Origin of the sequence: Shouchella patagoniensis (assembly GCF_002019705.1) — a bacterium.
Taxonomy (GTDB): domain Bacteria; phylum Bacillota; class Bacilli; order Bacillales; family Bacillaceae_D; genus Shouchella; species Shouchella patagoniensis.
The window spans coordinates 1,568,240-1,583,820 of record NZ_KV917377.1; the positions used below are offsets into that span (position 1 = coordinate 1,568,240).

Below are 15,581 nucleotides of genomic sequence, written 5' to 3' on the forward strand. Positions count from 1 at the left end.
TGTCATCCTTCCGCTTTAAGTTCTAACAACATATCGCGTAGCTCTGCCGCCCGCTCAAAGTTCAATTCTTTTGCCGCTTGTTTCATTTCAATTTCTACACGTTCTATTGTCGCGTGACGCTCTTTTTTCGTCATTTTTTGCTGTGGAACAGGAGCCGCATCATAATCACCCGATTCTTCCGCGGCATAAGTAGCTTGGACTACATCAGGAATTCGCTTCTGAATTGTTTTTGGGGTAATGCCATGTTCATCATTAAAGGCTTGTTGTATTGCACGCCGCCTTTTTGTTTCACTAATAGCGATTTCCATCGATTTTGTTGTTTTATCTGCATACATAATGACGCGCCCGTGCTCATTCCTTGCCGCACGACCAATTGTTTGAATTAGCGAACGTTCAGCTCGTAAAAAACCTTCTTTATCGGCATCAAGAATCGCAACTAACGAAACTTCTGGTATATCTAACCCTTCTCGAAGCAAGTTAATCCCAATTAATACATCAAACGTACCTAGCCTTAATTGACGAATAATTTCCAGCCGCTCAAGTGTTTTAATTTCAGAATGAAGGTACCGAACCTTAATCCCAATTTCTTTTAAGTAATCAGTTAAATCCTCTGACATTTTTTTCGTTAACGTTGTCACAAGAACTCTCTCATCTTTAGCAACTTGATCATGAATTTCTCCAATCAAATCGTCTATTTGTCCTTCAATTGGACGAATTTCAATTGGTGGGTCTAACAATCCAGTTGGACGAATGACTTGTTCCACCATTTCCGGTGTATGTTCGAGCTCATATGCTCCTGGTGTGGCTGACACATAAACTGATTGTCCAACTTTTTCTTGAAATTCTTCGAACCGTAATGGGCGGTTATCTAACGCTGAAGGCAATCGGAAGCCATGATTAACTAGAATCTCTTTTCGAGCTCTATCTCCGTTATACATTCCTCTTACTTGAGGGAGAGTGACATGAGATTCATCCACAATTAAAAGAAAGTCATCTGGAAAGAAGTCAAGCAATGTATATGGCGTTGCTCCTGCTTGGCGTAAAGTCAAATGACGAGAATAGTTTTCTATGCCAGAACAGAAACCCATTTCAGCCATCATCTCCAAATCATATCGGGTTCTTTGTTCCAGACGCTGAGCTTCAAGTAACTTTCCTTCTTCATTCATCATTTTAAGCTGTTTTTCAAGTTCTACTTCTATATTAGCAATTGCTTTTTTCATCTTTTCTTCTCTTGTAACAAAGTGTGATGCTGGAAAAATTGATACATGGTTACGCTCGCCTTTTATTTCTCCAGTGAGTGCATCAACTTCAGTCATGCGATCAATTTCATCGCCAAAGAATTCAACACGGATACACTGTTCGTCTCGTGAAGCTGGGAAAATCTCAACTACATCACCGCGCACTCGAAAAGTTCCACGGGTAAAGTTTATATCATTACGGTCATATTGAATATCAACGAGCCTCCGTAGCAATTCATTACGATCAATTTCCATCCCAGTACGAATTGATAATACAAGGTCCCGATATTCTTCTGGAGATCCTAAACCATAAATACAAGAAACACTAGCAATGATAATAACATCTCGTCGTTCAAATAATGAACTTGTCGCAGAATGACGAAGTTTATCAATCTCATCATTAATACTTGCATCTTTTTCAATAAATGTATCAGAAGATGGCACATAGGCCTCTGGTTGGTAATAATCATAGTAACTGACGAAATACTCAACTGCATTATTTGGAAAGAATTGCTTAAATTCACTATACAGTTGTCCAGCTAGCGTTTTATTATGAGCCATTATCAATGTTGGCTTATTTACGGCCTGAATTACATTCGACATCGTGAATGTTTTACCAGTGCCGGTAGCCCCTAATAAAGTCTGGTGTTTATCGCCGTTTTCAATTCCGCTAACAATCTTCTTGATTGCTTTAGGCTGATCTCCTTGAGGAGAGTAGTCTGATACTAATTGAAACTTCTGATCCATAGCCTATTGGCGTCACTTAGAGAGCCTTACATCTACTTGAGCGACTGCCTTCCTCCTCTTCATTTGTTTATCAGTTTCGTATTCCCTGATCATGTATACATAAAACAATTACCTAACAACTGTATTTCATACCTTAGTACATTTTGTCATTGTAAACAAACGTTCGCTTTTATTATAGCATATCCGTTCTTGAATACCTACAAACAAAACGAACGTACGTACTATATTATTCCAATGGTGTCGCATTGTTTTAGCTAACCATTCTTTAGTACTAGACGTTTTAGTAAACCTCATGTATGATAAAATGCATATTATATTAAAATTGAATAGGTATCTTCGGGGCAGGTGAAAATCCTGACCGGCGGTTAAAGCCCGCGACTCTTTGTCTAAGGATAAAGACTGATCTGGTGGAACTCCAGAGCCGACGGTTATAGTCCGGATGGGAGAAGATCATAAAGTAAACAGATGGGTAACCATTGTTTATTTGTGCAGCCCTGGATCGTATTACTTGATTCAGGGCTGTTTTTGATTTTTTTTAGAAGGCCTTTCACTAAAAGGAGCTTGTAAGGCATTGGAACAACATCAAGGTACACACAAAACATTTTGGTTTATTGTCATTGGGGCAGCATTTTGGGGAATTAATCCTTTATTTAGATTGCTTCTTTTAGATACGATGACCTCACTGCAAATTGTCTTTATCGAACATATTATTTTAGCTTTAATTGCAGTTCCATTACTGTGGAAATTTCGTTCTGATCTTAAAAAACTGTCATGGCGTGATGTTGGTGCGCTCCTCTTTATATCTTGGGGAGGATCGGCAATCGCCACAATTCTATTTACGCAAGGATTAACTTATGCTTCCACACATGGAACCGGACAAATTAACTCTGTTCTTTTATTACAAAAACTACAACCATTGTTTGCCATTGTATTAGCTTATTTCTTCTTAAAAGAAAGTTTCCCTAAACACTTTGGCATTTATGTTCCAATAGCAGTAGTTGGAACATATTTACTCACTTTTGGTTTTAGCGTTCCCATCGGAGGCGTTTCTGATATTTTACAACTTGGCAGCTTATATGCAATTGGAGCTGCAGCCATTTGGGGCGGTTCAACGGTCTTGGGTCGAATGCTTTTAAAAAAATGCCGTCACGAAACAGTGACAGCACTTCGTTTCTTATTGGCACTTCCCTTACTTGGCGTATTAATTACCATCGCTCCTGAAGCATGGAACACTCCTGCTTCAGCGATAGCATTAACATTTATAGCAGTGAACTTACTCGCTTCTGCCCTTTTGCCTGGATTAATATCCATGCTCTTATATTACCGTGGTTTACAATCGATTAAAGCTTCAGTTGCCACAATCGCTGAGCTTAGTTTTCCAATGACTGGGTTACTAGTTTCTTGGATTACATTACAAGAAACCATTACTTTGCCACAACTTCTTGGTTTTGCTCTTATATGGTTCGTTCTTTACCGAATCTCTAAACAACAAGATGCTTCTTCGCCATTACCACCTGCCAAAAAAGAAGACAAGCGTCAGAAAAAGTGGCAGCCACAACACGAATCATAGAACCAAAAAAGCCATCTTTCGATGGCTTTTTTGGTTCTATAAGATTGAATCACTTAGGCGAGCTTCTTTACGAACAAGCAACACTCCAAGTTGATAGTGCTCACCACTATATAGTGGACCTCGTGCAAATCGCTTTTCACCGTTAGTGTCTTTTACTTCTAGTTTACAATATACAGAGTTCACTTGTAGCGCTTGGTAAAGGCTTTGCTCATCAAAAACCTCGAGACCATTTACTTTTACAATTTCTTCCCCAATGGCAATATTCATTTTTTCTGCAGGACTCCCTGGCAACACGCCAACTACACGGCAGCTTTTTTGTGCTTCAGTAAAAAATGCTGGTTGATTTCTTTCATGAATCCAAGCTCTTACATGATGGACCGTTTGTAATAAAAAGAGTATGAGAGTAGATACAAGAAACAACCAAATAACTGGGTGTACAAACAAGCCTACGGCAAATAAACTAGCGAGTATTGCTAAACCAAGCTGAGTATGTGCTTCGTTTTGTATCGCTTGTTTAGGGAGAGCCCGGGTAACCTTTCCAAACCCAAGGAGAAATGGGATAACGATAGGTTGAAGACTTAATTCACCAATATTAAAAATTGGCCAATATGTAAAAGTTGGTATAATGCCTTCTGGGATAAATAGGACTATTGGGAGTATCCAAAGCCGTTTCACTTGATGGACGCCTATATAACGTCCTCTTTTCCCTTGTTTTAATTGAGGTGAAGTAAGAGCTTGTCCATTCATTCGAATTAAAAAACTTTGCATAAAAAGCAGGATTGACATCAACGCAAGTATACTCGGAAATAAAACCTCTACAGGAAGCTGAAAGGAACTCCATTCTGGAAATAAGCTCATTGGTATTACCAGATAAGACACACTTACCAAGCCAAAGATATAGGTAGGTGATTGTAATTGGAATTTCCCACTTAATAATAACAATACCGAAGCAGCCGCAGCAAAAACCAATATTTGAACCGATAAAACAAGTCCCAACGCAAGCAGCAAAATACTGGCTATTAAACCGGCAAGCATTGACGGTAAAAAGCTTATGATAAAATCCGCGCGCTTCGCAAATACGCGTGTATGAAACGATCTTCGTTCACGTCCTACTCTCAATACAGAATGAATTGCCATTGCTACAAGGCTTATGTATAAAAGCGGATGAAGAAAAAAACTGCCTAATGCGATAAAAAAAGTCTCCGTCATTTCTATGTCCTCCAGCAACTTAATTAAAAAGGGATATTTGCCCTAAGCAGCAGATATCCCTCTTAATTCGCCAAACTTTGCTCAAATCCTGTTATTCAGATGCTTGTTCAACGACTAATTCTATCGCACGATTTAATTGCTCATCATTTTCTAGATCGCGGATATGTGTGAGTATGTCTTCTTGCAACTTTTCAGCTGTTTCAGCATTTAATTGACCATCTACTTCCAGATCATGTGACTCTTGAAACTCAATAATTGCCACTTCTGTTTGTTCATCAAAATAACCATCGTTGCGCCCGGTATCATATCCAAGGCCACTTAACATGTTTTGAGCATGCCCAATTTGTTCAGATACTTGATCCCGTTCAAAACCATCTTCTACAGAAAGTGCAATTGAATAAAAATAATCTGGTTGACTCTGCTCAACCGTTGGTTCAACACCTTCTTTATCAATCGTATTGCCGTCTGCAGTCAACCAACGATCAGTGGTAATTTTTAAAGCACTGCCATCACTCATTGGAATTGATTTTTGCACCGTTCCTTTTCCAAAAGTCGTTTCTCCAACAAGATCATAATTACCAGACTCTTTTAATGCGGCTGCAAGAATTTCTGAAGCTGATGCACTGCTTCCATTAATTAAACCTACAATCGGATATGGTTTTTTATCTTGCATACTGGAATTGTAACTTTCAACTTCCCCATCTCCATGCTCAATTTGAACAACTGGTTTTCCTTCAGGAATAAGTAAGTTACCAATCTTTTGTGCCCCATCTAAATAACCACCTGGATTGCCACGAACGTCAACAATTAATCCATCTATACCTTCAACTTCTAATTCTTGCAACAACTGATCAAACTGTGTACCAACATCTTCAGAAAATGACGTAATTTCAAGTCTTCCAATTAAAGCACCCTCATGTTCAAACGTATCTGAACGAACTGATTCTACCTCAATCGTATCCCGAACAATACTTACATTAAACGGTTCGCTATTGCCACTTCTTTGAATCGTGAGCGTCACTTCTGTGCCACCTTCGCCCCGTATAAGAGCTACAGCTTCATTCACGGACCAACCCTCAATCGATTCACCATCAATTTCTAGAATTGCATCATTTGGTAGAAGCCCTGCCTTTTCAGCAGGTGATTCTCTCATTGGACTAATTATTGATACATATCCATCTACCAAACCAACTTCAGCACCAATTCCTTCAAAATGAGAACTTAGAGATTGTTGAAAATCAGCGGCAGAACTAATATCCATGTAATCGGAAAATGGGTCATCTAACGTCTCCACCATTCCATTAATCGCACCTTCAATAAGTTGTTGACGTTCAATTTCAGAAACATAACTTCCTTCAATCGTCTTTAGCGCTGTCTCAAACTTTTCCATCAGTTCATTATCATCTAAAATGACTTCTGGAGCTGTCTCCTGACCGTCTTCTAGTGCATCTCCAGAATTTGTTTGTCCCAATTGTAATCCATTTATAAAGAAAAAACCTGCGACCGCAATAATCACTACAACCGACATTGTAAACAATAACTGCTTTGTTTTCAAAACTGTCCACCACTCCCACTCTGAAGCATACGTAATCCCATTATTTCTAACTGTTACCTTTATTCTAGTTTGTTATCGTACTGATGTCAAAAACTCGTTTTTCCTTTTTATAACTTTACACAAGCTTTAAATCAGCGAAACACTCCTTAAAGAAGATTACACTCTTTTTCACTAAAATTCCATCACTGGCTTAACACTAGCAGAAGTACAATTTACAATTTTTTCTCAATTGGTTTTATAAAAAAAGTTCCAAATGAGTAGATTAAGTCTACTTATTCGGAACTTAGCATGCTCGTGCATATTTACTTGTTTTACTTAAATGTAATCCATTGGATCTACAGCATTTGTCCGTTCCCAGTTAAATGAGCCTTTATGAACTTCAAAATGTAAGTGTGGCCCTTGAGAAGCACCTGTATTCCCCATCGTTCCTAATTGTTGACCTTGTCCAACACGCTGCCCTGTGCTTACGTCTATACGATCCAAATGTGCATATACTGTCGTATATTGTTGACCATTCATTTGGTGGGTTACAAGTACCCAATTACCAAAACCACCTTGATGATATCCAGCAGTTACAACCGTTCCATCTAACACGGAAACAATCGGCACTTCACCTGTACGACCATTTTTACCAATATCAATTCCCCAATGGAATTTTCCCCAACGCGGCCCCATTTGCGAAGTAACCGTCCCAGTAGCAGGACGAACAAAACTTGAATTGGAATTTGAAGATGGCGTAGCCGATGCAGATTCGTTATTGCTATTATTCACTGAAGATCGACTGTCGTCTGACGCTGATGTTACTGCAGGTTCATTAGAAGGTTCCGCATTTGCAGAGGATCTTTCTTCTTCCCGCTTACGTTCTTCCTCACGTTTACGCTCTTCTTCAGCTTCACGCGCCTTACGTTCTTCCTCTTCTTTTATACGCTCCTGCTCTTCTTCCCAAGCAGCTAATTCTGCCTCAATTGCCTCTTCTTGCTTTTGCAATAGCTCTTCTTCACTCATAATCTCACCAAGCTCTGACTGCAGCGTTTCTTCTTTAGATTTCAATTCATCTTCTAATTGATCTAAATCATCGCGCTGATTATTAAGCTCTGACTTTAATGATTCAAGTTCTACTTTGCGATCCTCGACATCTTCTCGCTTTGCTTCAACCTCACTTTTAGCTTTTTGAACCCGTTCTTCATCTGCAATATGTTCTTCTAGAAGGTCTTGGTCATGTTGAGCAATGGTTGAAATTGCAGACACCCGTTCAATAAAATCTCCAAAACTTTGTGCCCCTAACAACACTTCTAAATAACTAACATCTCCGCCTGCTTCATATGTAGAAATAGCACGTTCTTCTAAGATAATCGTACGTTCAACAATACGTTCTTCAATGATCTCAATTTCTTCTTCAAGTGCAGTTATTTCTTCCTCGAGTTTTGCTAACTCATCTTCTGTTTGTTCTAACTTATCTTGAGTTTCTTGTTGCTCTGCTTTTAACGTTTCGATCTCTGATTGCAATTCCTTTAATTCAGCATCAAGTTTTGATATCTCCGATTTTGTTTCGTCTGCTCTTTCGCTGTTTTCTTGTTGTTGGTCCAAGACCTGGTCAAGCCTGCTATTAATCTCTGAATTAGCATTAGCAGGTTGTACACCAGTTGCAATTAACGCTGTGGCAGCCATTAACGCAACTGTTGCTCTGATTAAACGATTCTTCAAAACCTGTTTCCCCCTCAACTCTATGTTTTACACTTTTAAGAATTTACGAACCGACATGACACTTCCCCAAATGCCCACTAAAAGTCCGACGCTTGCTAATAATACTGATATCTGAATAATCAATTGGTCTGGTGATAATATTGAATACTGTCGCGCTTCAAAAAAACCAGCTGTTTCACTGTAAGCAAAATGGTAACCAAATCCAATCAACAGAATTGGGATAATGCTCCCTAGTAAACCAAGCAACATACCCTCAATAAAAAATGGCCAGCGTACAAAGCCATTCGTCGCTCCAACTAATTTCATGATTTGAATTTCTTTTTTACGAGCTACAATAGTTAACTTGATCGTATTAGAGATTAAGAACATTGCCGTAAACAACAAAGCTCCTATAACGATGGTTCCTGCGATACGACCTGTATTCGTGATTTGGAATAAGTCAGGCAAAATTTCCGCCCCGTATTCAACACCATGTATATATTGATGCTCATCAATTGCTGTGGCAACACTTTCAGTCATTTGCGGAGATGCAGCTGTAATGCTAAGCGCATCTCTTAGCGGACTTTCTCCTCGTAAACTGTTGTAAGCCTCTATATCTGTAGATGCGATTAAATTTTCAAGTCCTTGTTCTTTATCGATAAAAGCAATGTCATTAACATTAGTCTCATTTTCTACTTCTTGAATAAGTTCACTAATTTGTTCTTCGTTTGTACCATGCTCAATAAACGCACGTATCTCTACATTTTCTTCTATACTGGAAGCAAGATGATTTCCGTTTAAAAAGACAATCAAAAAGAATCCAACGATTACGAGCATTACCGTTACAGCACTAAGAGAGGCAAATGTCATCCAACCGCTTCGTCCAAGATTCTTTACCCCTTCGCGTATATGGCGCTTCAATGTATTAAACTTCATATCCGTAATTCCCCCTTGCCTCATCACGAACAATCCGTCCGCCTTCAATTGCAATAACCCGGCGTTTTAACGTATTAACAATTTCTTTATTGTGTGTTGCCATAATAACTGTTGTACCTAGAGAATTAATATTTTCTAAAATATCCATTATACTCCAGGCTGTGTCTGGATCTAAATTTCCAGTTGGCTCATCTGCTATCAATACATCTGGTTTGTTAACAACAGCTCGTGCAATCGCCACCCGTTGCTGTTCTCCTCCAGATAATTCACTTGGTAAGAACTTCGCTTTACTTTTTAACTTTACTAGTTCAAGCACTTCATACACACGTTGTTTAATTTTTATCGGATGTTCTTCAATCACTTCAAGAGCAAAAGCAATATTTTCAAAGACTGTTAAGGACTGTAGTAATTTAAAATCTTGGAATACAACACCTACTCGACGTCTTAAATGTGGTACTTCCTTTTCCTTAATCGTTGTCAAATTGACGTTATCTACAAAAATATTGCCTCTCGTTGCTTTTTCTTCTCTATATATTAAACGGATAAACGTTGACTTACCTGCCCCACTTGGACCAACAATATAAACAAACTCACCTTTTTGAAATTGGACAGACATCCCATTTATTGCTTTCACATTATTGGTATAAACTTTCCAAACATCATCTAATTTTATTATACTCACGATACCACAACCTTTAAAAATAAATCATAAAATACCACAAGAACCTACCAATAAACAGCAAATGTATCCAATTCCGACATGCTTCGCGGTAATTATATCATTAGAATGCGGCAAACAACATTACAATTTTATTTCAGTTTTTTGTTTTAAATTAATTTGTATGGGTATAGTAGATAGTTTAAATTTAGAAATGGTTTTATTGTTCATTAAGCCATTCTGCAAGTATTATCTGATCCTCTTCATCCATTTTTGAGGAGCCATGAAGCCAATTGAATTCAATTCCATTACTGATGATTTCATCAATTTCCCCTGCACTCCAAGGATGGTCTGTTAGCTCTGGCCCACTAGCCCCTTCTAAGTTATCGCCATGAAAAGTAATACAACTTTCCTGCTTATAAATTTCATAGCCAGCACCAGTTTCAATTTGTATTAACATCTTTTTTTCAGTTTCTTTTTAAAATTTTCCATTTGACAACAAGCTAATAAGAATATAGTTCAAACAACAAGCATCCACGCGCGATTTATATGCCATCTCTTTAAGCTCGTTTAAACCCCTCACCTAAAACTTCTGATGCGTTAGTCAAAACGATAAAGGCGTGAGGATCTACTTTCTTAACAGTTTGTTTTAACCTGGAGACTTCATTTTGGTTCACAACACACATAAGCACAGAACGCGCCTTATTTGTATAACCACCATATCCTGCAAGTTTTGTCACGCCTCTGTCAACAGATTGAAACAAGGCTTTTTGAACTTCCTCTTCTTGTGTTGAGATGATATAGGCGATTTTAGAATAGCCAACTCCCATTTGCACTAAATCAATCGTTTTAGTAGTTACAAATAAAGAAATCAATGCATACAACGCAAGTTCGATATTAAAAACGAATGCAGATGTCACAACCACAAGTCCATCAATAATTCCCACACAAACCCCAGCAGATAAACCGGTAAAGCGCTGAACAATTTGTGCGATTAAATCTGTTCCTCCAGTACTCGCATTTGATAGAAACACTAAACCTAGACCAAGTCCTACTCCAATCCCACCAAATAATGCCCCTAAAAGAGGATCACTTACTTCAACAACCCAATCTTTTGTTAAAAAAACGACTAAAGGTAAAAACAATGTACCTATCAATGTTTTTGCCCCATACTGAAACCCACCTAATAACAATAAGCCTAAAATAAAAATTGGGATGTTTAACGCCCAAAGCGTGTAAGCTGGTTCAAATCCTAATGCATAGTTTGCAATTGTACTAATTCCGCTTACGCCTCCTGGGGCGATTTGATTTGGTAGCAAAAACAAGTTAAATGAGAGGGCCACAATTGCCGACCCTAACAAAATACGGACATAATGAAAACCTGCCAGAACCAATGGCCTTGGTTCTTGTCGTCGTCGAGTCATTCTCGCGTTGCACTCCTTTGTATTCAAAAATTAAAAAGCCGGCTTGTCTTTAGCCGGCCCTTTTAATTATTTACATGGCAAGGGATTGCCTAAGATAAGCATCAATAAACCCGTCTAGTTCACCATCCATTACCCCGTTTGTATTTCCAATTTCAAAATTTGTACGGTGGTCTTTGACCATTGAATAAGGATGGAAAACATAAGAACGAATTTGACTACCCCAACCTATTTCTTTTTGTTCGCCTCTAATTTCAGCTAATTCCCGTTCCTGCTCTTCAATACGTAATTGATAAAGTTTTGCCTTCATCATTTTCATGGCTTGATCACGGTTTTTAATTTGGGAGCGCTCACTTTGACATGTCACAACTGTATTTGTTGGTAGATGGGTTATTCTAACAGCAGAGTCTGTAGTGTTAATATGCTGACCACCTGCACCGCTCGCGCGATACGTATCGATCTTCAAATCTTCTGTATTTATTTCAATATCAATTGTGTCATCTAATTCTGGCATAATTTCACATGAAACAAATGAAGTGTGTCTTCTTCCAGATGAATCAAAAGGGGAAATCCTTACAAGGCGATGAACTCCTTTTTCAGCTTTTAAATATCCGTAAGCATTATGACCTTTAATAAGAAGTGTTACGCTTTTAACACCTGCCTCATCTCCTGGAAGATAGTCGAGTGTTTCAACCGAAAACCCTCGTTTCTCAGCCCAGCGAGTATACATACGTAGTAACATCGATGCCCAATCTTGGGACTCTGTTCCACCTGCCCCTGGATGTAATTCAAGAATAGCGTTGTTTTTGTCATACGGCTCACTTAAAAGTAATTGTAGTTCAAATTGATTCATATCTGTCTTTAACTTTGCAACTCCTGCTTCCAGTTCAGTCGCAAGTTCCGCGTCTTCTTCTTCACGAACAAGTTCTAAACTCACTTCTAGATCATCAAAAGCTTCGGCCATATCTTTAAAAGTATGCACTTGCTCTTTTAGTCCGTTTGTTTCAGATATAACAACTTGTGCTTGATCTTGACTATTCCAGAAATCAGGATCAGCCATTTTTTCTTCTAATTCTGCAATCCGCTCTTCCTTCTCTTCTACGTCAAAGAGACCCCCTAAAATCAGATAGTCGTTTCTCTAGTATAGCTAATTCTTGTTTTATTTCAGTTAAATCCATCTCTTCACCTCATAGGGAGAGGCAAACTTATGCGTTTGCCCCACAACAATTTTTATATTTTTTACCACTTCCGCAAATACAAGGATCATTACGTCCAATGTCCTCGCCTTTACGAATTGGTTTATTCTTTGGTTTTTTCTGTGCCTCTCCTTTAGCAGAAGGTTGTACAGCTTTTCCTTCAGCTACTTCTTGGCGTTGTAAGTTCTGTTGAACTTGAGCTTTCATTACATACATTGATACCTCTTCTTCAATTTCTGCAATCATCGCTTCAAACATGTTAAACCCTTCAAAGCGGTATTCACGCAATGGATCATTTTGTCCGTATGCTCGTAAATGAATCCCCTGACGAAGCTGATCCATTTGATCTATATGGTTCATCCACTTGCGGTCAACTGTACGCAGCATGATCACTTTTTCGAACTCACGCATTTGTTCTGAAGATACTTCAGCTTCTTTAGCGGCATAAGCTGCAAGAACTCTCTCATTAATAAGCTCAATAATCTCGTCTTGTTCTTTCCCTTTTATATCTTTTACAGACAAGGCATCTTCACTCAATAGTTGCCCGTTCATGTATGTCACAATTGCATTTAGATCCCATTCTTCTTGTACAAGTGAATCTGGAGTATGTGTTTTAACAACATGCTCTACTGATGCTTTCATCATGTTTTCAACAATTGACTTCAAGTTCTCGGATTCAAGCACTTCCATCCGTTGCTTATAAATAATTTCACGTTGTTCACGCATAACGTCATCAAATTGCAGTACTTGCTTACGAGCATCAAAGTTATTTCCCTCTACTCGTTTCTGCGCTGTTTCTACGGCTCTTGAAACCCATTTAGATTCAATTGGCTGATCTTCATCCATACCTAGTTTTTCCATCATCGTACGCATATTATCAGAGCCAAAACGTCTCATGAGTTCATCTTCCATGGACAAGTAAAACTGGGAAGAACCAACGTCACCTTGACGACCTGCACGACCACGCAATTGATTGTCAATTCGCCTACTCTCATGGCGTTCAGTACCAAGTACATGTAAGCCCCCTAAATCTTTGACACCAGATCCAAGCTTAATATCTGTACCACGTCCTGCCATATTAGTTGCAATCGTTACAGAGCCTTTTTGTCCCGCGTTTTCGATGATTTCAGCTTCACGTTCATGGTTTTTTGCATTTAACACATGGTGTGGTATACGTTTTTTCGTTAGCATCTTTGATACAACTTCAGATGTTTCAACATTTACAGTACCAACAAGTACAGGCTGACCACTTTTATGAAGCTCGCTAATTTCTTCTACGACAGCGTTAAATTTCGCTTGCATTGTTTTATAGATTAAATCCGAACGGTCTTCACGAGCAATCTCTTTATTAGTTGGGATAACCATTACATCCATTCCGTAAATGTTACGAAACTCTTCTTCTTCTGTTTTAGCCGTACCAGTCATACCTGCTAGTTTATTGTACATACGGAAGTAATTCTGGAAAGTGATAGAAGCAAGTGTTATACTCTCACGTTGTACTTCAAGGCCTTCTTTTGCTTCAAGAGCTTGATGCAAACCATCGCTGTAGCGACGACCTTTCATTAAACGTCCAGTAAATTGGTCTACAATGACCACTTCCCCGTCCTCTACTACATAGTCAGCATCCCGTTGCATTGCAACATGAGCTTTTAATGATTGATTTATATGATGGTTTAACTGAACATGTTTCTGATCATAAAGATTATCAATATTAAATGCTCGTTCAGCTTTATTTACACCTTCATCCGTTAGTTGAACCGTTTTAGTCTTTTCATCGTATGTGTAATCATCTTCAAGTTTTAATACGCGAACAAATGTATTGGCTTGTCCATATAATTTCGTTTTGCGTTCAACCGAACCAGAAATAATTAGCGGTGTTCTAGCTTCATCAACTAATATTGAATCAACTTCATCAACGAGAGCGAAATGGAGTGGTCGCTGTACCATTTGTTCTTTATAAAGCACCATATTATCGCGCAAATAATCAAATCCAAGTTCATTATTCGTGCTATATGTGACATCTGCTGCATATGCCTTTTGTTTGTCTTCTTTAGATAGACCATTTTCATTTAGACCAACAGTCAATCCCAGGAATTGAAAAACGCGACCGTAGTTTTGCAGGTCACGGCTCGCCAAATAATTGTTGACCGTTACGATGTGAACTCCTTTACCTGCTAGTGCCTGCACATATACAGCTATTGTTCCGACAAGTGTTTTTCCTTCCCCTGTCTTCATTTCAGCGATATTCCCTTGATGAAGTGCCAGAGCACCAAGCAATTGAACTCGGTAAGGATATTCATTTAACACACGTCCTGCGGCTTCACGAACAACAGCTAGTGCTGGAACAATGATATCATCAATTGTGCCACCTTCCTGCAAGGCTGTTTGGAATTCACTTGTTTTGCTTTTTAGCCCTTCATCTGAAAGTAACTTTATTTCATCAGCCAACGCTTCAACTTGATCAACAACTTTTTCATTTTTCTTTAATTGTTTTTGGGCAGGATCGCCAACTACTTTCCGAAGTAAACCGATCATAATCATCTTCCTCTCTCAGCGGTGTTACTCTATTCTGCAATAATACATTTCATTCTTCTTCATTAAGATATACCTATTACCAATAGCTATTTTAAGCTTTGTCTTTATCATATCTATATTAGCAGTTTAAGCACCAGCTTACAAGGTTATGCCGTTCTAATAAAGCCGTTAAAGAAGCATCGACAAATTAGCCGATGCTTCTTTAAAATCGCTTTTTATGCTTCAGATTCAATTAATCCATACTTGCCATCGCGACGACGGTAGACCACGTTCGTGCTGCCACTGTCCGCATCAGAGAAAACAAAGAAATTATGTCCTAACAAATCCATTTGCAATATTGCTTCTTCCGCATCCATAGGCTTTAAATTAAAGCGTTTTGTACGGACCACTTCAAGACTATCTTCTTCTCCAAGTGATTCCTCTTCAATAATCTCTTCTCGTAAAGGTTCTAAGTCATTTTTAAACATGTGTTTCAGACTACCTTCTTGGCGAAACTTACGATTAACTTTTGTTTTATGTTTTCGGATTTGGCGTTCCAGCTTCTCAACGACAATGTCGATGGCTGCATACATATCCGCATTGGTTTCTTCTCCTCTAAGCAAAAGCTTAGGCATTGGAATGGTTACCTCAATGCTTGATTCACTGCTGTTTACAAGCTGTAACTTTACATTTACATCTGCAATCGGGGTTGTGTCAAAATACCTTTCAAGCTTCCCAACTTTTTTTTCAACATATTCTCGAATTGCAGCAGTAACCTCAATGTTTTCACCACGAATATTATAATGCATAGTAGAACTCCTCCTTTTCCTTGCTTACTTCTACAATTCCCTTAA

The 15,581-nt window shown here is 38.6% G+C and carries 12 protein-coding genes and 1 riboswitch; of the genes, 1 reads left to right on the forward strand and 11 read right to left on the reverse strand.

The features are described 5' to 3' along the window. Positions 1–2 precede the first annotated feature (2 nt). Positions 3–1,985 carry an excinuclease ABC subunit UvrB gene (gene uvrB / locus BK584_RS08505; RefSeq protein ID WP_078392210.1) on the reverse strand — a complete coding sequence of 661 codons (1,983 nt, stop codon included), beginning with the start codon at positions 1,983–1,985 and terminating at the stop codon, positions 3–5. Positions 1,986–2,313: 328 nt separating this feature from the next. Beyond that, positions 2,314–2,440, forward strand: a riboswitch (FMN riboswitch). Between the two features lie 116 nt (positions 2,441–2,556). On the opposite strand from uvrB, the gene BK584_RS08510 reads away from it, so the two are divergent. Continuing rightward, entirely contained in the window at positions 2,557–3,555 is a 999-nt protein-coding gene (locus BK584_RS08510; protein ID WP_078392211.1) for a DMT family transporter, read from the forward strand. A gap of 36 nt (positions 3,556–3,591) precedes the next feature. On the opposite strand, the gene BK584_RS08515 is transcribed toward BK584_RS08510, so the two are convergent. The 10 genes from BK584_RS08515 to hpf form a co-directional block, all read right to left on the reverse strand. Next, positions 3,592–4,764: a PDZ domain-containing protein gene (locus BK584_RS08515; RefSeq protein ID WP_078392212.1), complete on the reverse strand. Its 1,173-nt coding sequence runs from the start codon at positions 4,762–4,764 to the stop codon at positions 3,592–3,594. 91 nt (positions 4,765–4,855) lie between these two features. Beyond that, on the reverse strand, positions 4,856–6,319 hold the full coding sequence (locus BK584_RS08520) for a S41 family peptidase (RefSeq protein ID WP_078392213.1): 1,464 nt from the start codon (positions 6,317–6,319) through the stop codon (positions 4,856–4,858). A gap of 315 nt (positions 6,320–6,634) precedes the next feature. Continuing rightward, entirely contained in the window at positions 6,635–8,023 is a 1,389-nt protein-coding gene (locus tag BK584_RS08525; protein WP_078392214.1) for a murein hydrolase activator EnvC family protein, read from the reverse strand. A gap of 27 nt (positions 8,024–8,050) precedes the next feature. Further along, positions 8,051–8,938 carry a permease-like cell division protein FtsX gene (gene ftsX / locus BK584_RS08530; protein WP_078392215.1) on the reverse strand — a complete coding sequence of 296 codons (888 nt, stop codon included), beginning with the start codon at positions 8,936–8,938 and terminating at the stop codon, positions 8,051–8,053. Next, the gene (gene ftsE / locus BK584_RS08535) at positions 8,928–9,614 is read right to left on the reverse strand and encodes a cell division ATP-binding protein FtsE (protein WP_078395475.1); all 687 of its coding nucleotides are present in this window, start codon (positions 9,612–9,614) and stop codon (positions 8,928–8,930) included. Before ftsE ends, ftsX begins: the two co-directional genes overlap by 11 nt. Before the next feature lie 202 nt (positions 9,615–9,816). Continuing rightward, positions 9,817–10,056 carry a c-type cytochrome gene (locus BK584_RS08540; RefSeq protein ID WP_078392216.1) on the reverse strand — a complete coding sequence of 80 codons (240 nt, stop codon included), beginning with the start codon at positions 10,054–10,056 and terminating at the stop codon, positions 9,817–9,819. A gap of 100 nt (positions 10,057–10,156) precedes the next feature. Next, entirely contained in the window at positions 10,157–11,020 is an 864-nt protein-coding gene (locus BK584_RS08545) for a YitT family protein (protein WP_078392217.1), read from the reverse strand. Between the two features lie 70 nt (positions 11,021–11,090). Next, a protein-coding gene (gene prfB / locus BK584_RS08550) for a peptide chain release factor 2 (RefSeq protein WP_139365632.1) occupies positions 11,091–12,195 on the reverse strand; the annotation gives its coding sequence in 2 pieces (ribosomal slippage) (positions 11,091–12,122 and positions 12,124–12,195; 1,104 coding nt in all). Between the two features lie 27 nt (positions 12,196–12,222). Beyond that, on the reverse strand, positions 12,223–14,748 hold the full coding sequence (secA, locus tag BK584_RS08555) for a preprotein translocase subunit SecA (RefSeq protein WP_078392218.1): 2,526 nt from the start codon (positions 14,746–14,748) through the stop codon (positions 12,223–12,225). Positions 14,749–14,963: 215 nt separating this feature from the next. Further along, positions 14,964–15,536 (reverse strand): ribosome hibernation-promoting factor, HPF/YfiA family, encoded by a 573-nt coding sequence (gene hpf, locus BK584_RS08560; protein ID WP_078392219.1) that lies wholly within the window; start codon positions 15,534–15,536, stop codon positions 14,964–14,966. Positions 15,537–15,581: the final 45 nt, after the last annotated feature.

Bases quoted from the DNA above. Each gene is read 5' to 3' on its own strand.
- uvrB (WP_078392210.1), bottom strand. From the start codon at position 1,985: ATGGATCAGAAGTTTCAATTAGTATCAGACTACTCTCCTCAAGGAGAT.
- BK584_RS08515 (WP_078392212.1), bottom strand. From the start codon at position 4,764: ATGACGGAGACTTTTTTTATCGCATTAGGCAGTTTTTTTCTTCATCCG.
- ftsX (WP_078392215.1), bottom strand. From the start codon at position 8,938: ATGAAGTTTAATACATTGAAGCGCCATATACGCGAAGGGGTAAAGAAT.
- BK584_RS08540 (WP_078392216.1), bottom strand. From the start codon at position 10,056: ATGTTAATACAAATTGAAACTGGTGCTGGCTATGAAATTTATAAGCAG.
- BK584_RS08545 (WP_078392217.1), bottom strand. From the start codon at position 11,020: ATGACTCGACGACGACAAGAACCAAGGCCATTGGTTCTGGCAGGTTTT.
- secA (WP_078392218.1), bottom strand. From the start codon at position 14,748: ATGATCGGTTTACTTCGGAAAGTAGTTGGCGATCCTGCCCAAAAACAA.
- hpf (WP_078392219.1), bottom strand. From the start codon at position 15,536: ATGCATTATAATATTCGTGGTGAAAACATTGAGGTTACTGCTGCAATT.